General features: G+C 65.6%; 21 protein-coding genes. 8 read left to right on the top strand and 13 right to left on the bottom strand.

Features of this window, described 5'->3' with window-relative positions; translation table 11 throughout:
• Positions 1–115: 115 nt before the first annotated feature.
• The 3 genes from AC04MI_RS09210 (at position 116) to AC04MI_RS09200 (ending at position 7,407) form a co-directional block, all read left to right on the top strand.
• Positions 116–3,613 (top strand): transglutaminase family protein, encoded by a 3,498-nt coding sequence (locus tag AC04MI_RS09210; protein ID WP_476497671.1) that lies wholly within the window; start codon positions 116–118, stop codon positions 3,611–3,613.
• A gap of 159 nt (positions 3,614–3,772) precedes the next feature.
• Positions 3,773–6,418, top strand: a complete 2,646-nt coding sequence (locus tag AC04MI_RS09205) for a circularly permuted type 2 ATP-grasp protein (protein WP_476497670.1) — start codon at positions 3,773–3,775, stop codon at positions 6,416–6,418.
• 2 nt (positions 6,419–6,420) lie between these two features.
• Positions 6,421–7,407 (top strand): transglutaminase family protein, encoded by a 987-nt coding sequence (locus AC04MI_RS09200; RefSeq protein WP_436077719.1) that lies wholly within the window; start codon positions 6,421–6,423, stop codon positions 7,405–7,407.
• On the opposite strand, the gene AC04MI_RS09195 is transcribed toward AC04MI_RS09200, so the two are convergent.
• The 8 genes from AC04MI_RS09195 to AC04MI_RS09160 form a co-directional block, all read right to left on the bottom strand.
• A complete protein-coding gene (locus AC04MI_RS09195) occupies positions 7,373–8,332 on the bottom strand; it encodes an alpha-E domain-containing protein (protein ID WP_436077718.1) in 960 nt (319 codons plus the stop codon). The two genes, AC04MI_RS09200 and AC04MI_RS09195, sit on opposite strands and share 35 nt — an antisense overlap.
• Positions 8,326–8,481, bottom strand: a complete 156-nt coding sequence (locus AC04MI_RS09190) for an alpha-E domain-containing protein (RefSeq protein ID WP_082522527.1) — start codon at positions 8,479–8,481, stop codon at positions 8,326–8,328. Before AC04MI_RS09190 ends, AC04MI_RS09195 begins: the two co-directional genes overlap by 7 nt.
• A gap of 2 nt (positions 8,482–8,483) precedes the next feature.
• Positions 8,484–10,016, bottom strand: a complete 1,533-nt coding sequence (locus tag AC04MI_RS09185; protein ID WP_476497669.1) for a circularly permuted type 2 ATP-grasp protein — start codon at positions 10,014–10,016, stop codon at positions 8,484–8,486.
• Positions 10,017–10,108: 92 nt separating this feature from the next.
• Complete coding sequence (locus tag AC04MI_RS09180) at positions 10,109–11,290, bottom strand: zinc-binding metallopeptidase family protein (protein ID WP_436077716.1); 1,182 nt, start codon at positions 11,288–11,290, stop codon at positions 10,109–10,111.
• 183 nt (positions 11,291–11,473) lie between these two features.
• Positions 11,474–11,791 carry a BON domain-containing protein gene (locus AC04MI_RS09175; protein WP_056066545.1) on the bottom strand — a complete coding sequence of 106 codons (318 nt, stop codon included), beginning with the start codon at positions 11,789–11,791 and terminating at the stop codon, positions 11,474–11,476.
• A 170-nt stretch (positions 11,792–11,961) separates the two neighbouring features.
• Entirely contained in the window at positions 11,962–12,354 is a 393-nt protein-coding gene (locus AC04MI_RS09170; protein ID WP_056065917.1) for a hypothetical protein, read from the bottom strand.
• A gap of 78 nt (positions 12,355–12,432) precedes the next feature.
• Positions 12,433–12,597 carry a DUF1328 domain-containing protein gene (locus AC04MI_RS09165; protein WP_010463174.1) on the bottom strand — a complete coding sequence of 55 codons (165 nt, stop codon included), beginning with the start codon at positions 12,595–12,597 and terminating at the stop codon, positions 12,433–12,435.
• A gap of 338 nt (positions 12,598–12,935) precedes the next feature.
• On the bottom strand, positions 12,936–14,342 hold the full coding sequence (locus AC04MI_RS09160) for a sensor histidine kinase (RefSeq protein WP_436077715.1): 1,407 nt from the start codon (positions 14,340–14,342) through the stop codon (positions 12,936–12,938).
• Positions 14,343–14,464: 122 nt separating this feature from the next.
• Here AC04MI_RS09160 and AC04MI_RS09155 point away from each other — a divergent pair, with 122 nt between their 5' ends.
• Positions 14,465–15,097: a response regulator gene (locus AC04MI_RS09155; protein ID WP_056065924.1), complete on the top strand. Its 633-nt coding sequence runs from the start codon at positions 14,465–14,467 to the stop codon at positions 15,095–15,097.
• 125 nt (positions 15,098–15,222) lie between these two features.
• Here the strand turns inward: AC04MI_RS09155 and AC04MI_RS09150 are convergent, their stop codons facing one another.
• The 4 genes from AC04MI_RS09150 to gpmA form a co-directional block, all read right to left on the bottom strand.
• Complete coding sequence (locus tag AC04MI_RS09150; RefSeq protein WP_056066548.1) at positions 15,223–15,660, bottom strand: response regulator; 438 nt, start codon at positions 15,658–15,660, stop codon at positions 15,223–15,225.
• Positions 15,661–15,772: 112 nt separating this feature from the next.
• Positions 15,773–16,522 (bottom strand): HesA/MoeB/ThiF family protein, encoded by a 750-nt coding sequence (locus AC04MI_RS09145; protein WP_288852328.1) that lies wholly within the window; start codon positions 16,520–16,522, stop codon positions 15,773–15,775.
• Positions 16,523–16,627: 105 nt separating this feature from the next.
• Entirely contained in the window at positions 16,628–18,064 is a 1,437-nt protein-coding gene (locus AC04MI_RS09140) for a S41 family peptidase (RefSeq protein WP_476497667.1), read from the bottom strand.
• 122 nt (positions 18,065–18,186) lie between these two features.
• Positions 18,187–18,930, bottom strand: a complete 744-nt coding sequence (gpmA, locus tag AC04MI_RS09135; protein ID WP_015015479.1) for a 2,3-diphosphoglycerate-dependent phosphoglycerate mutase — start codon at positions 18,928–18,930, stop codon at positions 18,187–18,189.
• An 87-nt stretch (positions 18,931–19,017) separates the two neighbouring features.
• On the opposite strand from gpmA, the gene AC04MI_RS09130 reads away from it, so the two are divergent.
• The 4 genes from AC04MI_RS09130 (at position 19,018) to AC04MI_RS09115 (ending at position 21,394) form a co-directional block, all read left to right on the top strand.
• Positions 19,018–19,425, top strand: coding sequence for a rhodanese-like domain-containing protein (locus AC04MI_RS09130; protein ID WP_060985050.1), 408 nt, complete (start codon positions 19,018–19,020; stop codon positions 19,423–19,425).
• Positions 19,426–19,503: 78 nt separating this feature from the next.
• Entirely contained in the window at positions 19,504–19,761 is a 258-nt protein-coding gene (gene grxC / locus AC04MI_RS09125; protein ID WP_476497665.1) for a glutaredoxin 3, read from the top strand.
• 108 nt (positions 19,762–19,869) lie between these two features.
• Positions 19,870–20,328 carry a protein-export chaperone SecB gene (gene secB, locus AC04MI_RS09120; protein WP_476497664.1) on the top strand — a complete coding sequence of 153 codons (459 nt, stop codon included), beginning with the start codon at positions 19,870–19,872 and terminating at the stop codon, positions 20,326–20,328.
• Positions 20,329–20,380: 52 nt separating this feature from the next.
• Positions 20,381–21,394 (top strand): NAD(P)H-dependent glycerol-3-phosphate dehydrogenase, encoded by a 1,014-nt coding sequence (locus AC04MI_RS09115; protein WP_436077714.1) that lies wholly within the window; start codon positions 20,381–20,383, stop codon positions 21,392–21,394.
• 331 nt (positions 21,395–21,725) lie between these two features.
• On the opposite strand, the gene AC04MI_RS09110 is transcribed toward AC04MI_RS09115, so the two are convergent.
• A partial coding sequence (locus tag AC04MI_RS09110) for a diaminopimelate decarboxylase family protein (RefSeq protein WP_476497663.1) occupies positions 21,726–22,382 on the bottom strand: 657 nt, incomplete at its 5' end.

The raw sequence follows: 22,382 nt of genomic DNA, 5'->3' as shown, positions 1-22,382 counted from the left end.
AGGCGGCCCCGGCAGCGGGGTACGGACCGCACATTGTGAACAGCCGATGACCGCTTGTCACCGCCCCCGGAATAGTTGCCCGCGATGGCTCGGGACTTGCTAGCATGGCCTGCATATGCCCATCCACGCCGCGCTCCACCACGTCACGCATTACCAATACGACCGGCTGGTAGGCCTCGGGCCGCAGACCATCCGATTGCGGCCCGCGCCCCACTGCCGCAGCAAYGTSATYTCGTATTCGCTSMAGGTCGAGCCKGCSSAGCACTTCRTCAACTGGMWGCAGGACCCGTTYGCCAACTACCAGGCGCGGCTSGTSTTYCCCGAGAAGACGCGCGAGTTCAAGGTCACGGTSGACCTGGTSGTSGAGATGGCGGTSTACAACCCCTTCGACTTCTTCCTGGAGCCCGAGGCCGAGAACATCCCGTTCAAGTACAGCAGCGATGTGCAGCAGGAGCTGGCGCCCTACCTGGCCACCGACCCGATGACACCGCTGGTGCAGGCCTATCTGGACAAGGTGGACCGCAGCAAGCAGCGCACCATCGATTTCCTGGTCAAGCTCAACCAGCAGGTCTCGCAAGACATCCGCTACCTGATCCGCCTGGAGCCCGGCGTGCAGACACCCGAGGARACGCTGCAAAAAGCCAGCGGCTCSTGCCGCGACTCGGGCTGGCTGCTGGTGCAGCTGCTGCGCCACCTGGGGCTGGCGGCGCGGTTTGTGTCGGGCTACCTGATCCAGCTCACSCCCGAYGTSAAGGCGCTCGAYGGCCCSAGCGGCACCGACCACGACTTCACCGACCTGCACGCCTGGTGCGAGGTCTACCTGCCCGGCGCAGGCTGGATTGGCCTGGATGCCACCAGCGGCCTGATGGCGGGCGAGGGCCATATCCCGCTGGCCTGCACACCCCAGCCCTCGGGCGCCGCGCCGATTGAAGGCGGCGTGGACAAGGCCGAGGTGGAGTTCAGCCACGAGATGCGCGTGACGCGCATCTACGAATCGCCSCGCGTGACCAAGCCCTACACCGAAGACCAGTGGCAGGCCGTGCTGGCGCTGGGCGAGCAGGTGGACGCCGACCTGGTGGCGGGCGACGTGCGCCTSACGATGGGTGGCGAGCCCACCTWYGTGGCSRYSRGCGACCGCGACGCGCCCGAGTGGAACACCGATGCSCTSGGCCCCACCAAACGCGGCTWTGCCACCGARCTCAYGCACAAGCTGCGYGCCGAATATGGACAGGGCGGCTTCCTGCACTTTGGCCAGGGCAAGTGGTACCCGGGCGAGCAGCTGCCGCGCTGGGCACTGTCGATCTGCTGGCGCGCCGACGGCCAGCTCGCGTGGCAGAACCCCGCGCTGTTTGCCGACGAGCGTGACCCATCCCACTACACCAGTGCCGACGCCGAGCGTTTTGTGCGCCACCTCACGCGCAAGCTGGGCGTGACGGACCGATTCATCCAGCCCGGTTATGAAGACACCTTCTACTACCTGTGGCGCGAGCGCCGCCTGCCGGTCAACGTGGACCCGTTCGATGCGCGCCTGGACGACGAGCTGGAGCGCGCACGGCTGCGCCGCGTGTTCGAGCAAAAACTCGACAGCGTGGTGGGCTATGTGCTGCCGCTGCAGGCAGGCGAAGGCGCGGGCACGCTGGCAGGCAGCGTGTGGAGCACGGGGCCATGGTTCTTCCGCGACGACCGCATGCTGCTCATCCCCGGCGATTCGCCCATGGGCTACCGCCTGCCGCTGGACGCCCTGCCCTGGGTGAAGGCATCAGACACCGAGCACCTGATCCCGCAAGACCCGACCGCACCCCAGGGCCCGCTGGCCGCTGCCACCACGCTGCGGGCGCGGTATTCCGTGCCATCCGGCCCCGTCACCGGCGACCGTGATCTGCCCTACCTGGCAGGCGCCACCGCCCCTGGCGAGGCACGCCGCATGGCGCAAGGCACCGCAGGCGGCGACCACGCGCGCCAAACCGGGCAACCCGACCCGCATGCAGCTACGCAGCCCCCGGGCAAGTTCCAGTCGGCCGCAGGCCTGTCGCGCACGGCCCTGTGCGTGGAGGTGCGCGACCCACGCCGCGCCAGCGGCCCCAAGGCCGAGAAGGTGGGCGAGAAATACGGCGTGCTCTATGTCTTCATGCCGCCGCTGGCGCGCCTCCATGATTACCTGGACCTGCTGGCCGCCATCGAAGCCACGGCCGAAGAGCTGGGTGTGAAGATCGTGCTGGAAGGCTACCCGCCCCCGCGCGATGCGCGCCTGAAGGTGCTGGCAGTCACGCCCGACCCGGGCGTGATCGAAGTGAACATCCACCCCGCCAGCCATTGGAAGGAGCTGGTGCAGCACACCGAGTTTCTGTACCAGGCCGCATGGGAGACGCGCCTGTCGGCCGAGAAGTTCATGACCGATGGCCGCCACACCGGCACCGGTGGCGGCAACCACTTTGTGATGGGCGGCGCCACACCGGCTGACTCGCCGTTCTTGCGCAAGCCCGAGCTGCTGGCCAGCCTGCTGCTGTACTGGCACAACCACCCCAGCCTGAGCTATCTGTTCAGCGGCCTGTTCATCGGCCCCACCAGCCAGTCGCCGCGCGTGGACGAGGCCCGCAACGACCAGCTGTATGAGCTGGAGATCGCACTGCGCGAGATCGAAGCCAACCGCGCGGTCTACGGCCAGRACATGCCGSCCTGGCTGGTGGACCGCACRCTGCGCAACATCCTGGTGGACGTGACGGGCAACACCCACCGCAGCGAGTTTTCCATCGACAAGATGTTCTCGCCCGACAGCAGCACCGGCCGCCTGGGCCTGCTGGAGCTGCGCGCTTTCGAGATGCCGCCCCACGCCCACATGAGCGTGGTGCAGCAGCTGCTGCTGCGCGCCCTGATCGCCCGCTTCTGGAAGACGCCCTACCGCGCGCCCGCCGCCCGCTGGGGCACCGAGCTGCACGACCGCTGGATGCTGCCCACGTTCATCCAGCAGGACATGCACGACGTCGTGGCCGAGATGAACGCCGCAGGCTACGCGTTTGACGCGGCCTGGTTTGCACCGCAGTTCGAGTTCCGCTTCCCCATGGTCGGCACCGTCAAGTCGATGGGTGTGGAGCTGACCCTGCGCAACGCGCTGGAACCCTGGCATGTGATGGGCGAGGAAGGCTCCGCCGGGGGCACCGTGCGCTATGTGGACTCGTCGCTGGAGCGCATCGAGGTGCGCGTGACGGGCATGAACGAAAGCCGCCATGTGGTCACCGTCAACGGCCAGCCGCTGCCCCTGCAAAGCACGGGCACGACCGGCGAGTTTGTGGCGGGTGTGCGCTACAAGGCATGGAACCCGCCCTCGGCCCTGCACCCGACCATTGGCGCCCACGCACCGCTCACGTTCGACATCGTGGACACCTGGATGAACCGCTCGCTCGGCGGCTGCCAGTACCACGTTGCGCACCCGGGCGGGCGCAACTACGACACCTTCCCGGTCAACGCGTATGAGGCCGAAAGCCGCCGCCTGGCGCGCTTCTCGCGCATGGGCCACACGCCGGGCCGGCTGGCGGTGCCGCCTGCGACCATTGAACTGCCGGGCAGCCGGGAGTTTCCGTTCACGCTGGATCTGCGGCGCAAGATGCGGAGGTAGAGAAGCCCCCCTGAGTCGCTGCGCGCCTTCCCCCCAGGGGGACGACGCCCTTGCTGCGGGGCGGCCCTTGCTTGGCGTCTCTGGCATCGGCCCCGCCAGTTTCGACGGTGCGGGTTACCCGCAGAGTGTTGTCGACCAAATGCCCGAAAATCGAGCGCAGTGAACCAATCCAACGACAGCCTCCCCACCCCCGACCCTTCTGACAGCGCAGCCCAGTTGGCGGCTGCACTGGCGCCTGCTGCGGCGTCCGGGCATTTTGACGAGTTGCGGGGTGCCAGCGTGGCGGACGCCCCCGGCGCTGCCACTGCATCAGCCACTCCCAAATCAATAGCAAATAAGCCATATATCACTAGCGCCTGGGCCCAATTCTTTGATCAATTGGGGCCCGAGGGCTTCCAGGACCTGGATCGGCGCATGCAGAGCCTGCAGCGCCAGGTGCGCGACAACGGCATCACCTACAACGTCTATGCCGACGCCGACGGCCCGCAACGGCCCTGGTCGGTGGACCTGTTCCCGCTGATCCTTTCGCAGGGCGACTGGGCACACATCGAGCGCGGCGTGCTGCAACGCGCACGCCTGCTCAACCGCGTGATGGCCGACGTGTATGGCCCGCAGGAGCTGCTGCGCAAAGGCCTGCTGCCCAGCGCGCTGGTGCAGGGCCACCCGGGCTACCTGCGCGCCATGCATGGCGTGCAGCCCGTGGGCGGCACCCATTTGCACATCGCGGCCTTCGACATGGCGCGCGATGCGCAGGGCGACTGGTGGGTGGTGACGCAGCGCACGCAGGCGCCCTCAGGCCTGGGGTATTTGCTGGAGAACCGGCTGCTCATCTCGCGCCTGTTCCCCGAGGCGTTCAGCCAGATGCATGTGCAGCGCCTGGCCGCCACCTACCGCGCACTGCTCGACGGGCTGCGGCAGATGAGCCCGGCGGGGGCGGATGCGCGCATCGTGCTGCTCACGCCCGGCCCGTACAACGAGACCTACTTCGAGCACGCCTACCTSGCGCGCTACCTGGGCCTGACGCTGGTSGAGGGCARCGACCTCACGGTGCGCGACSMGCGCCTSTACCTMAAGACSCTGCAKGGSCTGCRGCCGGTGCACGGCMTCMTCAAGCGSCTGGACGACSAGTTYCTSGACCCGCTSGAGCTGCGCMSCGACTCSMSSCTGGGCGTGCCSGGCCTGCTGCAGGCSATYCGCGCSGGCAACGTGCTGGTGGCCAAYRYGCCGGGCTCGGCSTTCCTGGAATCGTCGGCGCTGCTGGGCTTCATGCCTGCCCTGTCGCGCCACCTGCTGGGCGAAGAGCTGGCCCTGCCGTCGCTACCCACTTGGTGGTGTGGCGAGCGCTCGGCCATGCAGGCGGTGTTGCCGCAGCTCGCGCACAGCGTGATCCGCCCCACCTGGCCCATGGCGCAGCGCGTGCCCGTGCTGGGCGGTGCGCTGTCGGCGCAAGACCTGACGCAGTGGTCCGCACGCATCGAGGCCCAGGGCGACGAATACACCGTGCAGGCCCACCTGCCGCTGTCGCAAATGCCCACCTGGCGCAGTGACGCCGCAGAGGGTGCGGGCCAGGACGGTGGCCCCATCGCCCCCCGCTCGGTGATGCTGCGCGTTTTTGCGGTGTGCGACGGCCCCGGCTCGTGGCGCGTGTTGCCGGGCGGGCTGGCCCGCCTGGCCCAGGGCGACAGCGGCATTACATCCATGCAGCGCGGCGGCAGCAGCGCCGATGTGTGGGTGCAGACCGATGGCCCCGTGGACACCACCACGCTGCTGGCCCACAACCAGGCCGCGCCCGCCGTGGTGCACCGCAGCCGCCAGGTGACCAGCCGCGCGGCCGAAAACCTGTTCTGGCTGGGCCGCTACACCGAACGCACTGAGAACGTCACGCGCCTGGCGCGCATCACGCTGCAATGCCTCAATGGCGAGGACCAGACCTCGCAGCCGCTGCTGACCTGGCTGAGCGCCATGGGCGTGAGCCAGGGGCTGGTGCTGCCGACCGTGCCTGCGGCCGGGCAGGCACGGCGCGTGTTCGAGCGCTCGCTGATCGCCGGGCTGACGCAGCCCGCGCAGGTGACCAGCGTGGGCTACAACCTGCGCGGCATCCTGGGTGCGGCCTCGGCCGTGCGCGACCGTTTGTCGCAGGAACACTGGAACCTCATCGTGCGCGCCGAAGCGGAGTTTTTTGCGCCCCGCACAGGGGCCGAAGACGACGGCGACTATTCGCCGCTGGACGCGCTGCGCCAGCTGGAAGGGCTGAGCGGCCACACCGCAGCCATGACGGGCCAGCAGACCGACCGCATGACCCGCGACGACGGCTGGCGCCTGCTATCCATCGGGCGCCACCTGGAGCGCCTGGGCTTTCTGGCCTCGGCGCTGGAAAGCGGCCTGCAGACCGGCGCCGTGCACGATGAGGGCGGCTTCGAGGCCATGGTGGCACTGTTTGACAGCACCATCACCTTCCACGCGCAGTACCAGCAGCGGCGCGACRTGCCCRCGCTGSTSGACCTGCTGGTGATCGACCGCGACAACCCCCGCTCGCTGGCSTGGGTCRCGCAGACGCTGCGCGGGCGCATTGCCAAGATCGAAGTGGCCGCGGGTACGCCCGGCGAATCCGCTGCCACCGGCATCCCTGAGGCGTTCGACCTGTCGCTGGTGGCCCTGTGCGCACAGGACGCCGAGGGGCGCCATGCCGCGCTGGAGGAATATCTGGGCCGGTGTGTGCGGGGCGTGATGGGCTTGTCGGATGTGCTGGCCACGCGCTACTTCACGCATTCGGCGGATGCACTTCGGCACAGCGTAGGAGCTTGACCATGAAGCTGCGCGTCATCCACGAAACGGTGTACCACTACAGCCCGGCGGTGCAAAACGCCCAGCACATGGCCCATCTGCGCCCGCGCACCGGTGTGGTGCAGCGTGTGCTGACCCACAGCCTGCAGGTGGACCCCGCCCCAACACAGTGCAACATGGTGCAGGACGTGTTTGGCAACACCCGCGCGTTCTTCAGCCTGCCGTTCACCCACGAGCAACTGCGGGTGCGCGCCGAAAGCCTGCTGGAAACCCTGCCCGTGCCTGCCGCACCGCCTGGCGAGCCCTGGGAGGCCGTGCGCGAGCGACTGGGTTATCGGCGCGGCCAGCCCTACCACGCGGCCACCGAGTTCAGCTTTGCGTCGCCCTATATTCCCCGGCATGCCGACTTTGTGGCCTATGCCGCCGAGAGCTTTGCACCCGGCCGCCCGCTGATGCAGGCCGCCCGCCACCTGATGTCGCGCATCCATGCCGACTTTGCCTACACATCCAACGCCACCGACGCGGGCACGCCCGCGCTCGAATCGCTGCGGCTGCGCCGGGGCGTGTGCCAGGACTTTGCCCACGTGATGATCGGCTGCCTGCGCAGCCTGGGCCTGGCGGCGCGGTATGTGAGCGGCTACCTGCTGACCGAGCCCCCGCCCGGGCAACCCCGGCTGGTGGGGGCCGATGCCTCGCACGCCTGGGTGTCGGTGTGGTCACCGGCAGCCGACGAAAGTGATGGCGCATCAGACGACAACACCTGGTTTGAACTGGACCCCACCAACGACCGCGCGGCGGGCGAGGACTATGTGACCCTGGCCATCGGCCGCGATTTTTCGGATGTGTCGCCGCTGCGCGGCGTGATCCACGGCGGCGACCACCATGTGCTGCAGGTGGGCGTGACGGTGGAGCCGGTGCCCGCCGCTACGGCCGCTATGGCCGCTGCGCCAGACGCAGACGCGCCAGATACACCCCTCACACCGCCGCAGGCACCAGGAAGTCCCGGCTGATCCGCGCACCCAGGTCGTTCACCCGCTCCAGGAACTGGGTGAGGTAGGCGTGCAGTCCATGGGTCAGGATTTCATCGATGCGTGCGAACTTGAGGTGCGCCAGCAGCCGCCCCGCGTGCCGCTGGGTCTCGGCCGACTGGCCGCTGCCCAGCATGTCGAGGTTGCCCAGCACCTCTTTCATGCAAGCGTGCAGTGAGCGGGGCATGTCAGCCCGCAGGATCAGCAGCTCGGCCACACGTTCGGGCGTGATCACGTCGCGGTACACCTTGCGGTAGGTCTCGAAGCCCGACACGCTGAGCAGGATGGCGCTCCAGTGGTAGAAGTCGTAGTCCTGGTCCTGCGCCGTGGCCGCGCCCCTGAAGTCGCTCTGCACCGCGTGAAACTTCACATCCAGCAGCCGTGCCGTGTTGTCGGCCCGCTCCAGAAAGGTGCCCAGGCGCATGAAGTGCAGCGCCTCGTCCTGCAGCATGGTGCCCACCGTCACACCTCGCGAGAGGTGCGAGCGGAACTTCACCCATTCGAAGAATCGCGCCGGGTCCTGCTCCAGTGCACCGCTGGCGATCAGGCGGTTCACTTCGAGCCAGGTCTGGTTCTGGATCTCCCAGGCCTCGGTGTTGAGCGCACCGCGCACCGCCCGCGCGTTCTCGCGCGCAGCCTGCAGGCAGGCCACGATGGACGACGGGTTAGACGGGTCCTTGACCATGAAGTCGAGCACCTTGGCGGGCGTCACCTCGCCATGCTGGGCGGTGTAGGCGGGCAGCAGCTCGCTGATGGACAGCAAGCCCTGCCAGCCCAGGGTGGCCACCTCGGTCGATTGGGGTAGCAACGCACTCTGGTAGTTGACGTCGAGCATGCGKGCGGTGTTCTCTGCCCTTTCGGTGTACCGGGCCATCCAGAACAAATGATCGGCGGTGCGGCTCAGCATGTGATCTCCTTTTTGGACGAGGGCAGAGAACCCCGAGCGTGTTGCACACGCTTGCGGTATTTTTTCGAAAGCCCCGCTGCGCAGGGCTTTTCTGCCCGTTCGGTGTAACGGGCCATCCAGAACAAATGATCGGCGGTACGGCTCAGCATGGTCATTCCCTCCCTTGGCGTTGTGTTTGCATTGGTGGTGACGGTATGTGTGCTGCAGCGGGCTGATCGCCCAGCACCCAGGTGTCCTTGGTGCCCCCGCCCTGCGACGAATTGACCACCAGTGACCCCTCCTTGAGCGCCACGCGCGTGAGGCCGCCTGCCACCATCTGCACCTTCTGGCCGCTGAGCACAAAGGGCCGCAGGTCGATGTGGCGGGGCGCAATGCCGCTGTCCACATAGGTGGGGCAGCTGGAGAGACTCAGCGTGGGCTGGGCGATGTAGCCGTCGGGCTTGGCGATGACTGCGGCGCGGAAGGTATCGATCTCGGCCCGGGTGGCCGCAGGGCCAATCAGCATGCCGTAGCCACCCGCGCCATGCACCTCCTTCACCACCAGTTCATGCAGGTGGTCCAGCACGTACCGCAAGTCGTCCGGCTTGCGGCACATCCAGGTGGGCACGTTCTGCAGGATGGGCTCCTCACCGAGGTAGAAGCGGATCATGTCCGGCACRTAGGGGTAGATCGACTTGTCGTCSGCCACGCCKGTGCCCACGGCRTTGCAGATGGCGACATTGCCGGCCCGGTAGGCGGACATGAGCCCCGCACAACCCAGTGTGGAGGTGGGGCGGAAGACATCGGGRTCGAGGAAGTCGTCRTCGACSCGGCGGTAGATCACGTCCACSCGCYGCRGCCCGCGCGTGGTGCGCATGTASACRAASTKGTCCTTSACSAMSAGGTCCTGCCCCTCGACCAGYTCCACGCCCATCTGCTGSGCGAGGAAGGCGTGCTCGAARTAGGCGCTGTTGTACATGCCGGGSGTSAGCACCACCACGGTCGGGTCGGCAGCGCCAGCCGGAGCGCTGGCGCGCAGGGTGTCCAGCAGCAAGTCCGGGTAATGAGCCACCGGTGCCACCTGGTGCTGAGCGAACAGTTCGGGGAACAGCCGCATCATCATCTTGCGGTCTTCGAGCATGTAGCTCACGCCGCTGGGCACGCGCAGGTTGTCTTCCAGCACGTAGTACACGCCCTCGCCTGCCGCATCCGGTGCCCGCACGATGTCGATGCCGCTGATGTGGGAGTAGATATCGAGCGGCACATGAACGCCGACCATCTCCGGCCGGAACTGGGCGTTGCGCAGGATCTGCTCGGCAGGCACGATGCCTGCGCGCAGGATGTCCTGGCCGTGGTACACGTCGTGGATGAAGCGATTGAGCGCCGTGACCCGCTGCACCAGGCCCCGCTGCATGTGCGCCCATTCCTGCTGCGGAATGATGCGGGGGATCAGGTCGAAGGGGATGAGCCGCTCGGTGCCCGCGCCGTCCTCGTCCTTGGCGCCGTAGACGGCGAAGGTGATGCCCACGCGCCGGAAGATGACCTCGGCCTCGGCGCGCCGCGCCTGCATGGATTCGGCACTCTGGCGCGCCAGCCACTGGGCAAACCGCGCATAGTGGGGCCGTACATCACTGCCCGCCCAGCCTGCCGCACCGCCCAGGCCGGCCAGGGGCAGCCGGGTAACCATCTCGTCGAACTTCTGCATGAGAGCCAATCTCCTGCAAGCCCTCAAGCAAGTTCCAGGCCGTTTTCATGCCCGGCTGGCAGCCACCGTCAATATTTCGGCCGAATCGCTCTCTAGCGCCGGTCTTTATTGGCTGTTTTGCTATTCTTTTTGACACCTTGATTCGCAGCCGGCGAGGGTGGCGGCATGGGTGCCATGGTGGCCACAGGGGCAGGACGCGCGGCCGCTGCACGCACCATGTCGTGCACAAAGCGCAGCTTGGCCAGCACCTCACCCGCCAGCGCGAACGGGTAGGCATCAGGTTGCCCCAGGCTGCGCGTAAGGCTGTTGAGCAGCAGCGTCAGCGGCACCAGGTGTTGCACCATGGACTGAAAGTCGGGCGCCGGGCTGGCAAACGGATCGATGGCGCTGCTGCGCTGCGCGCCATAGATACCGGGAATGGTGACCTCGGTGGCATAGCTGGCCGAGGTTTCCAGCAGGTCGATCATGTGCAGGTAATGGGCCCAGGTTTCGGCCCAGTCTTCCCAGGGGTGGGCGGCGGCATAGGCACTCACATGGTGGTTGGCCCAGTCACTGCCCTCGTTGCCCTTGGCGTAGTGCGCCTCCAGCGCCGCCGCGTAGTCCTGGCGCTCGTCACCAAACATCTGTCTGAAGTCGTCCAGCCGCCCGCCGTCGCGCACCAGCTGGTCCCAATAGAAGTGGCCGGACTCATGACGCAGGTGACCGATCAGAGTGCGGTAGGGCTCACCCAGCGCGATGCGGCGGCGCGCGCGTTCGTCGTCGTCCGCCTCGGCCACGTTGAGCGTGATGGTCCCACTGTGGTGGCCCGTCAGCACGGGCGGTCCGCCCGGCACCTCGGCCAAAAACTCGAACACTGGACCGGTACGCCCGGGCGCCGGCTCCAGGCCCAGACGAGCCAGGCTGTAGAACAGCCGCCGCTTGGCCGCTTCGATCTGCATCCAGCGCCCCATGTTGGCGGGCTCGGACAGGTCGGGCATCACCCGGGTCTGGCGGCACGACACACACAGCTCTGCAAAGTCGTTGGCGGGTATCGCAAAGTTGCAGGCTTGGTGGTCCGTGTGGTTGCGGCACATGCGGTAAAGGCGCCCGCTGTAGTGGGCACTGCCCTGCCCCCCTTGGCGGCGCCACAGGTCGGCACCGTCCTGCGGTGCAGGGGCCAGGGCAGCCATGGTCAGCACATCGGGCAAGAAGGCCAGCGCACTGCCGCAATGCAGGCACTGCACGCTATCGAAAAACACCAGATGACCGCAATGGTCGCAATTGAATACCCGCATGGTGTGGAGCTTATACCCCGTGGACCGGAGCAGTGAGGAGGAACAACGCACGGCCCCCTTTTGCAGCGCCAAGGTGGGCCCATGAAAAAAGCAGGCCCCCGGACATGCCCGGAGCCTGCTTCAGGATCGAAGCCACTGCGCCGGGGGCGTGGGGCCTCGGGTGCAGGGCGTCAGCCCTACCGGTCAGGGCCGCACAACGATGCTGTTGCGCACTTCGCGCACATGCTTGGTGTTGCGCGCAATGTTTTCGGCCTGGTTCTTTTCAGCCTGCGACTTGGCAAAGCCCGACAGCTGCACCGTGCCATTGAGCGTTTCCACGCTGATGGAGGTGGCAGACACGTTCTTGTCTTCGGCCATCTTGGCCTTCACGGCGGTGGTGATGCCAGCGTCATCCACATAGGAGCCAACTGTTTGCTGTTCGCGGGCCACCGAGCAACCGGTGGCTGTGACGATGGTGATACCGGCAACTGCGGCAAAAGCGAGGGCACGTGCGTATTTCATGGTGTTTTCCTTGTTCAAGAATGGTTGGGAACGCGGGTGCTGGGACATGTTCAGTCCACCGGTCTGTTGCACCCTCCGCGACCGGCGGACTGTGGGAAAAAGGACAGCGCTGGCGCATAGCCAGGCGCTGCGGGCAAGGCACCGGCGTGCAAACACCGGTGTGCTAGCCCTCAGTATGCATTGCGCCGGCGGGACATCCACATCGCCACGGTGGCCAGCAAAGCCCCCGATGCGGCGGCGATGACCAGCGACTTGCCGGGCTGCTCGGCCACATACTTGCCGGTGACTTCGGCTGCCTGCTGGATCTGACGGCGTGCACGCGCGCTGGTCTCGGCGCAGTAGTCGATGCTGCGAGCGGCCAGGTCCTGTGCACGGGCTGCCAGGTCATCAATCGCCGGGTCGGTCTGGCGGCGCAGGGCGCGCACGCTTTCTTCGGCCTTGTCCAGCGACTGGTCAGCGGCAGCCCGGGTGGTCTGCACTGCGTCCTGCGCGCTTTGCAGCACGTCATCGGCCAGGTTGCGAACACCGTGGGTCACTTTGTCGGTAGCGGTCTGAAGGCTCATGGGGAAACTCCTTGGGGTATGGGGTACAGGGGATGCGGGAGGGGGTGAAGGGCAGCAGTCCAGGCGTTGCGGCCTGACTCACCCCTTTTTCAGGAGCCCCAGCACGAAGGTGACCACAGCCATGATCACGAACACAAAGAACAGAATCTTCGCAATGCCCACGGCACCGGCAGCAATACCGCCAAAACCGAAGAGGGCTGCAATCAGCGCGATCACCAGAAAAACAACTGCGTAGTGCAACATTTCCATCTCCTTATGGGTGGCCGGCTTGCCGGCAGATCGGGTGGCGCCAAAACCTCAACGCCTGGGACCAACTGTAGGTATCTCCCTGTGCCCTGGATGCCGGTGCGCGGCGCGCGCCCATGTCGGCGGCGCAGTGGGGGTCATGTAGGACGGCGCGCACTGGCCGGACCGGGCGCACGGTAGCGCGCACAAGCGGCTGCAGCGCAGGTACGCCACGACGGGACGCTGGCTCCGGGCGTGGCGTCCCCACAGCCAGCAGGTGTCGCACGGAGGCCTGCATGCGCTGCGCCACGCAATGCTGGGAATGAGGGAGACGCAGGAAGAAGGCGGCGTATGCCTCAGGCGTCRTGCGCAGCGGCGTTGCGGCGCGGCTCTGACGAGGTGCGCGGCAGCGGCAGCACGGCCGACAACAAGGTGCCATTGCCAGGCCGCGAAGTGAGCGTGAGACGCCCGCCCGCTGCCTCGACCCGGTGGCGCATGCCAGCCAAGCCGTGCGAAGTGGGGCGCACGGTGCCAGGGTCGAAACCCACACCATCGTCGCGCACCTGCACCGCCACATGCGTGGGGTAGCCGTGCACAGACACCAGCACCTTGCTGGCCTTGGCGTACTTGCCGATGTTGGTCAGCGCCTCTTGCACCATGCGATACACCGTGAGCTGCGCTGCGTCGGGCAGTTGAACGGCCTCCAGACTGGTCTCAACTTCAATGCCTGCGCGCTCGGCGTATTCACGTGTCAGGATCTCCAGCGCGGCCGTAAGCCCCAGGTTCGACAGCGACGACGGTCGCAGGTCTTCGATGATGCGACGCTTGAGCGCAATGCCGCTGTTGAGCGTTTCGGTGAGGTGCTTGAGGCGCTCGGCAATGTCGGGCGCAGTGGCATCGATCTTGGATTTGAGGCGCGCCACATCCAGCTTGGCAGCCGTCAGCAGCGCGCCCAGCTCGTCGTGCAGTTCCCGCGCCAGATGGCCCCGTTCTTCTTCGCGCACCTCCTGCAAGTGGTTGGCCAATTCGGACAGCGTGGCCGTGCGGTCGCGCACCAGCCCTTCCAGGCGGTCGCGCTCACGCTCCAGCACCTCTTGCTCGCGCAGGTTGACGGTCTGAACCGCCTGCGTCTGGCGCAGGTACATGTAGAACGCCAGCAGGCCAATGGCAGTGACCGTGGCAATGCCGATGCGCGACAGCATCAGCGACCGCTCGATCTGCTCGCGCCCCTGTTGCAGGCGCTGGTCGCTGCGGGCAATCAGCTCTTGCGCGTGCTGCCGGATCGCCTCCATGTGCTCCTTGCCCACATCCGTGTTCAGAATGAACTTCCATGCGTCTTCGTTGCCCTGGCGGCGCAGGCGCAGGCTCAGCTCCATCTCAGCCAGCTTGCGCGAGATCTGCCGCGACAGCAACGCAAACTCCTGCATGTCCTCGGGCGACGCCATGAACTGGTTGCGCAGGCGATCCAGGTTGGTCTGCACGGTCGCTACGGCCTTGTCATACGGTTCCAGGTAGGTCTCGTTGCCCGTGAGCAGATAACCCCGCTGGCCGGTTTCGGCATCCAGCATGCTTTGCAGCAGCTTGTTCACATCGGCCCGCGTGGTCAGCCCCTGGGCCAGTTGTTCCACCGCGTCCTGCGAACGCATGTGCCCCGTTTCATTGATGCCCACCAGCACCATGGCCGCCAACAGCGCCATGGGCAGGCTCAAGGCCATCTGTCGGACTTTTGGTAACCAACGCCGGGTGTTTTCTTGGAGATTCATACGCTTATTCTGGATAATGACCCGTTACCTACCAGGTGCGCCAGCCATGCAACCACATGCCGAGCGCCTGGACTTCAATACACACCGGCAGCACCTTTGCTGCCGCCTCGAAAGAAGCATCAATGATCAAGATTGGCATTGTGGATGACCACGCGATTGTTCGTTCCGGGCTGCGGCAGTTCTTGTCCGAGCACGTGGACTTGCGGGTGGAAGGCGAGGCCGCCAACGGCCGCGAGGCCATCGACCTGGTGCGCAACAAGGAAATCGATGTGCTGCTGATGGACCTGTCGATGCCTGGCCAAAGCGGGCTGGACGCGCTGGCCATGCTGCGCGCCAAGGCGCCCGACATGGGCATCCTGATCCTGAGTGGCTACCCTGAAGAACACTACGCGATCAACCTGATCCGTCAGGGTGCCAGTGGTTACCTGAACAAGGAGTGCGAACCGTCGGAGATCGTGGAGGCCATTCGCACCATTGCTCTGGGCCGCCGCTACCTGACGCCTGCCGTGGCCGAACTGCTGGCACAGCAACTCAACCGCAAGGACGATGCGCCACCGCACGAGCAGCTGTCTGAGCGAGAGTTCCAGGTGTTCCTGAAGCTGGCCAAGGGAGAGACGGCGGGCGATATCGCCAAGTCGTTGTCGCTGAGCGTGAAAACGGTGAGCACGTACCGCACACGCCTGATGGAAAAGATGAGCCTCTCGTCCAACAGCGACCTGACCTACTACGCGCTCAAAAATCGCCTGATCGACTGACATCCAGGATCTGGCCAGAGCCCGGCGCTGCCGGGCGTAGGCAAGTCTTGCTTTTGCGCTGAAAAAGAAGGAAAAAGAAGCACCCCGACTGCCGCATGCACCCACGCACGCGGCGGCGGGTTGTGTCACTGGGATGCGCCCGATGAGGCGGCTGACACACCGCCGCCGCTACCGGCGTCCAGCCCGTGAGCCGGGCTGCTGTGCTGTACGCAGTAGTCCACCAACGCGTCGATCTCGTTGGATTTGTCAAACACTGCATCCACACCCAGCTGCGCACAGCGCATGCGCACATCCGGCGTGGCGTAATTGCTGAGCACCACCATTTTTTGGCCGGGCCGCCGCGTGCGGCAGGCAGCCAGCACACCCAATCCGCTGCCCTGGCGCAAGAACAGATCCACGATGGCCAAGTCCCATTCCTCAGGGTGCGACGACAACCAGTTCGTACCGTCGTCTTCAGTTTCTGCCACGCCCACCGCTTCTACAGACGCCAACTCCTCCAGAGTTCCGATCAGGTTCTCGCGGATGGTCGCGTTGTCTTCAACAATGTAGGTGCGCAGTTTCACGGGCGGGTCCATGTGTACGGACAGTGCGGGTCACGCTGTCCTAGCCTTGAATTTAAGGCTTCCATGCGCCGGATTCTGCCAGCCACAACACGCTGGCCATGTAGGAAAAATCCTACCGCGCAACACACACCTTGCAATGGGCGTGGCGCTGAACGCGCATGGTGCTCCACTCCATGGCCCGGCCATCGAGCATCAGCAGCCGCCCCGCCAGCGACTGACCCACGCCCGCTATGAGCTTGAGCGCCTCGGCTGCCTGCATCGCACCCACCACACCCACCAGCGGAGCAAATACACCCATCGTGGAGCAGCGGACTTCTTCAAACTCCGCATCCGGCGGGAAGATGCAGGCATAACAAGGCGACTGCGCATCGCGCGGGTCCACCACCGTGATCTGCCCATCGAACTGGATCACAGCCCCCGCCACCAAGGGTTTTTTATGACGAACACACGCGGCATTGACCGCCTGGCGGGTCGCATAGTTGTCGCTGCAGTCGAGTACCACTGTGGCATCGCGCACCAGACTGTCGAGAGCCGCCGCATCCACCCGGGCCTGCAGTGCGGTGACCTGCACCTCGGGGTTGATGTCGGCCATGGCCTGCGCCGCCGACTGGACCTTGGGACTGCCCACGCGCGCGGTGGTGTGCGCAATCTGGCGCTGCAGGTTGGTCAGGTCCACCACATCGTCATCGACGAGTGTGATGTGGCCCACACCGGCGGACGCCAAGTACAGCGCAGCCGGCGACCCCAACCCGCCAGCGCCGATGATGAGAGCATGGGCTTCCAACACCCGCTCCTGCCCCTCGATGCCCACCTCGTCGAGCAGGATGTGGCGGGAATAGCGCAGGAGCTGGTCATCGGTCATGGGAAGGCGGGCCTGCAGCGGCCAAAAAATCAACGGTGAAACAGGCAGACATGAAAAAGGCTGGATTCCTCGCGAAATCCAGCCCGGGGTCGGAGCGCGAAAGGCTCAATTCTCTTTCTTTTCTTCCTTGCGCTCTGTCAGCGTCTTGCTGACCAACACAGGGCGACCTTTGAGCTGGTTGAGGGCCTGCACCAGCTGGAAGTCCTTGTCCGAACCGAATTCGGGCACCTTGCGGTCGGCCGCAGGCTTCTTGGCTTCTTCTTCCATGCGCTTGCGGGCTTCCTCACGGGCCTTTTCACGGGCTTCGTCCTTCTTCTCTTCACCCTGGCCGCTGTTCAAGTGCTTGTCCAGATCTGCCTCGCGCATGCGCAAGGCGGCAAAGATGTTGCCCTCTTCCGACTCGTCRATCAKCACGTYGGGCACGATGCCCTTGGCCTGGATCGASKTRCCRCTCGGCGTGTARTAGCGSGCSGTGGTSAKCTTGAKGCCCGTGTCMGGYCCSAGCGGRCGCACSGTCTGCACCGAGCCCTTGCCGAAGGTCTGGCTGCCCATGATGGTGGCGCGCTTGTGGTCCTGCAGCGCGCCAGCCACGATCTCGCTGGCGGAGGCAGAGCCTTCGTTGACCAGCACTACCAGCGGCACCGCCTTGAGGGACGCGGGAAGGCGTTTGAGCGGATCACCGCCGCCGCGGCGCTGGTAGTAGTCGGGGGCAGCCTTGTAGGTGGCCTTGCTGTCGGCCAGCTGGCCATTGGTGGTGACCACCGTCACGTTCTCGGGCAGGAAAGCCGCAGAAATTGCCACGGCTGCATCCAGCAGGCCACCGGGGTCGTTGCGCAGGTCCAGCACCAAGCCCTTGAGGTTGGGCTCCTGCTTGTAGACCTCTTCCACCTTGCGCACAAAGTCATCCACCGTGCGCTCCTGGAATTGCGACAGGCGGATCCAGGCGTAACCGGGCTCGATCACCTTGCCCTTGACGGACTGGGTCTTGATCTCTTCGCGCGTGATGGTGACAGGGAACGTGCGGTTCTCGTCCTTGCGGAAGATGGTGAGGGTGACCTTGGTACTGGGCTCGCCGCGCATGCGCTTGACGGCGTCATTCAGCGCCAGGCCCTTGACGGCGGTTTCGTCAATTTTGGTGATCAGGTCGTTGGTCTTGAGGCCGGCGCGGAAGGCCGGCGAGCCTTCGATGGGCGACACGATCTTGATCAGGCCGTCTTCCTGCGTGATCTCGATGCCCACGCCCACGAAGCGGCCGGAAGTGCCCTCGCGGAATTCCTTGAAGGACTTCTTGTCGAAGTACTGCGAGTGCGGATCCAGGCTGGACACCATGCCCGAGATGGCGTCGGTGATGAGCTTCTTGTCATCGACCGGCTCGACGTAATCGGTCTTGACCAGGCCGAACACGGCGGACAACTGCTGGATTTCTTCGAGCGGCAACGGCGTCATGGCGCCACGCGCCACCGTTTGCAGTGACACCGTGGTGAGCGCACCCGCCACCACGCCTACCGATACCCATCCTGCAATCTTGAGTTTGTGGCCCATACAACACCTTTTACCGCTTCGAAACCAATATACACCTTGGAAGGGCCAAACCCGCCGCAGTTCCGCATGGATGCTCACTTTGGCGGGGATAAGCGGGGTTTTCCCCGCTCTTTACCTGCGATTTACGCTTTGCCCTGCGATGCCACGGCGGCTGCGGCCTTGGCCGCCGCTTCGGCATCTCCCAGATAGTAGTGACGGATGGGCTTGAGGTCGGCGTCGAGCTCGTATACCAGTGGAATCCCGTTGGGAATGTTCAGACCCACGATGTCGGTCTCGGAGATGTTGTCCAGGTACTTCACCAGCGCGCGGATGGAGTTGCCATGCGCAGCCACCACCACCCGCTTGCCCGAGCGGATGGCGGGCGCCATGGCCTCGTTCCAGAACGGCAGCACGCGGGCCACGGTGTCTTTCAGGCACTCGGTCAGGGGCACATTCTCGGCAGCCACCCCAGCGTAGCGGCGGTCACCACGCTCGCTGCGGGGGTCGGTGGCTTCCAGCGCTGGCGGGGGCGTGTCATAGCTGCGGCGCCATACGAGCACCTGCTCGTCGCCATACTGCTTGGCCATGTCGGCCTTGTTCAGGCCCTGCAGGGCGCCGTAGTGRCGCTCGTTSAGGCGCCAGTCCTTGACCACGGGCAGCCAGGTGCAGTCCATTTCGTCCAGCGTGTACCAGAGGGTGTGGATGGCGCGCTTGAGCACGCTGGTGAACGCCAGATCGAACTCGTAGCCCTCGGCCTTGAGCAGCTTGCCGGCCGACATGGCCTGGGAGACACCGGTGGGCGTGAGGTCCACATCAGTCCAGCCGGTRAAGCGGTTTTCRAGRTTCCAGGTSGATTCGCCGTGGCGGATCAGAACGAGCTTGTACATGGTTTCCCCAGGAAAGGCAGGTCAAAAAAATGCGGGCCAAAACCCAGCATTCTAGAATTACGCTGTTCGCCAACCCAAGGAAGCTTCGTGAAATTCATTATTGATAACTGGTATCTGTTCCTCGTTGCACTGGCTTCGGGCAGCATGTTGCTGTGGCCGGTCCTCAAGAACGCCAGTGGCGGTTCGCTGACGCCAGCACGCGCCGTGCAGCTCATCAACCGCGAAAAAGCGGTGGTCATCGACGTGTGCGAAGCCGAGGAATTCGCCACCGGCCACGTGACTGGCGCCAAGAACGTGCCCGTGTCCCAGCTCGAAGAGCGCCTGCCCGCCGTGGTCAAGAACAAGGCCCTGCCCGTGGTGCTGGTGTGTGCCAGCGGCGCACGCGCCAACCGCGCCGTCGCCATTGCCAAAAAACTGGGCTACGACAACGCCCAGGCACTCGCTGGTGGCATGAAGGCCTGGCGCGAAGCCAGCCTGCCTGTGGAAAAAGCCTGATCCGCCCCCAGTTATTCGGTCAGCGCTAGTCTTGCGACTGGTTTTTCAGTCCCACAGGAAGAAAGAGGAAGGTTCGCCATGCAACCCGTGAAGATGTACACCACCGCCGTCTGCCCSTAYTGCATYCGGGCCAAGCAGATCCTCAAGTCCAAGGGYGTSGAGSAGATCGARGARATYCGCATCGACASCGAYCCCGCSGCSCGCAGCMMCATGATGGARATCACCSRKCGCCGCACGGTGCCGCAGATCTWCATCGGCGACACCCAYGTGGGYGGCYRCGACGAYCTGGTGGCGCTGGACAGCCGTGGCGAGCTGATGCCCTTGCTCGGCGCCTGACCCCCTGTCTGGGCGCTGCATAATGCAGCCCCATGTGCCCGCTGCGGGAGCTGCTCCCCGGCGGGTTTTGTTTTGCTAGCAATTTCGTAAGAGCAAAGAGACTTCACCATGGCCGACCAAGAAAACCCCGTKTTCCAGATCCAGCGCGTCTACCTCAAGGACCTGTCGCTSGARCAGCCCAAYTCSCCCGCCATCCTGCTCGARCARGAGCARCCCASMGTSGACATCCAGCTSGGCGTGGAMGCCMMCCCCGTGGCCGAAGGCATCTTTGAAGTGGCTGTGACCGCCACCGTGCAGACCAAGATCMAGGACAAGACYGTCTTCCTGGTCGAAGCCAAGCAAGCCGGCATCTTCGAAATCCGCAACGTGCCCGAAGACCAGATGGGCCCCATCATGGGCATCGCCTGCCCCCAGATCGTGTACCCCTACCTGCGCGGCAATGTGGCCGACGTGATCAACCGCGCTGGCTTCCCGCCCGTGCACCTGGCCGAAATCAACTTCCAGGCCATGTACGAGCAACAGCAAGCCCAGGCCGCTGGCCAGGCATCGCCCATCATCACGCAGTAAGCATTTACAGGCATTTTTGCCTGTAGTGCTGGATGAATAAGCGCATACAGCTATGAAAATCATAGTATTGGGCGCTGGAGCCTGGGGGACAGCGGTGGCCATGAGTGCCGCCCAGCACCCCGCAGGCCATGCCGTCACCTTGTGGGCGCGCGATGCCGCCCAGGCGGCCCAGATGCAGACGCAGCGGCAGAACGCGCGTTACCTGCCCGGCATCACCCTCCCCCCCTCCCTCACTCTGGCCCATGGCGACTTTGCTGCGCTGTGGACAGGGGCCGACCTCGTCATCGTGGCCACGCCCATGGCGGCTTTGCGCGGCATGCTGCAGGCCTTGCATGGCTGTGCTGCCCCTGTGGCCTGGCTGTGCAAGGGCTTTGAGGCTGCAACCGCTGGCAATTCCACGTCTTTTGGGCTGCTGGCGCACGAAGTACAAGCCCTGGTAGCTCCTGAACTGATAGCAGGCGTATTTAGCGGCCCCAGCTTTGCGCAAGAAGTGGCGCTGGGCCAGCCCACCGCCCTGGTGGCTGCCAGCCCCCATGCGCAGGTGCGTGATGCGCTGGTCAGCGCCTTCCACAGCCCCAGCGTGCGTGTGTATGCCAACGAAGACATCGTGGGCGTGGAGGTGGGTGGCGCGGTGAAGAACGTGCTGGCCATTGCCACCGGCCTGTGCGACGGACTGGCGCTGGGGTTGAACGCCCGCGCCGCACTCATCACGCGCGGCCTGGCCGAGATGACGCGGCTGGGTCTGGCGCTGGGTGCGCGGCCCGACACCTTCATGGGCCTGTCGGGCCTGGGCGACCTGGTGCTGACCGCCACGGGCGACCTGTCGCGCAACCGGCGCGTGGGCATGCTGCTGGCCGAGGGCAAAACCCTGCCGCAGGCCGTCGAGTCGCTGGGCCATGTGGCCGAGGGCGTTTACAGCGCCCGCACCGTGGCACAGCGGGCGGCAACGCTGGGGGTGGACATGCCCATCACCCGCGCGGTGGTGGCGCTGCTCGATGGCCAGCTCACCCCGGCCGATGCGGTCGTGACCCTGATGGGGCGCGGGCCTGCCTCCGAACTGATGTAACCCCATAGTCCCCACGAAAACAAAAGGCCCCTGCGGAATCCACAGAGGCCTTCTGTTTGGCGGCGTTGATGCCATGCGCGCCGGGGGGGGGAGTCAAAACACCCCAAACAGCATCAGCAGCAGCACAACCGACAGCGGGACGCCAAGTAGCCAGGCAATGAGAGGCATGGGGATCTCCTTGAAAGGGTGAGAAGTTCAGGTGGTTTCACTGTATTTCTCACCCCGGCTGGTGCTTGTCCGGCTTTGCACCCCAAACCCGTAGGCCCTCACCTACCCCACCTCGTAGCGCGGGCCATCCCCACAGCGCAGGGGGCCAGCGCGGCAGCCGGGCTTACAGCGCCAGTTCCAGCGCCAGCAGCTCGTCCACGGTCTGGCGGCGGCGGATCAGGCGGGCCTGGCCGCCATCCACGAGCACCTCGGCAATCAAAGGCCGCGTGTTGTAGTTGGAGGACATGCTGGCGCCGTACGCACCCGTGTCGTGGATCACCAGAAGATCGCCCACCTGCGCGGCGGGCAGGTCGCGCGGCAGCACCACGCCGCCGTCGCCCTGGGTGAACACGTCGCCGGATTCGCACAGCGGCCCCGCCACCACGCTGGGGCGTTCAGCGGCCGCAGAGCCATCACGGCGCAGCACGCTCATGGCGTGGTAGCTGCCGTACATGGACGGGCGCATGAGCTCGTTGAAGCCGGTATCGACCAGCACAAAATGATTGTTGCCCGCGTTCTTGGTGGCGCGCACCTGGCCCAGCAGCACGCCCGATTCGGCCACCAGGAAGCGGCCGGGTTCGATCTCCAGGCCGAGCTTGTGGCCCACGATGGCCTCGGCCTGCTGGCGCGCGGCGTCCCACAGGCCGTGGTAATGCTGCGTGTCCACCACCGGGTCGCCGCTGCGATAGGGGATGGACAGGCCACCACCGGCCGAGATGGCGTGCAGGTCATGCCCTGCCGCATGCGCCGTGCGCACCAGGTTGACCATGGCACCGCACAC

This window comes from Acidovorax sp. LjRoot204, assembly GCF_056175785.1.
The sequence above is the reverse complement of the archived record's forward strand: the minus strand, read 5'-3'. Positions and strand labels throughout refer to the sequence as shown.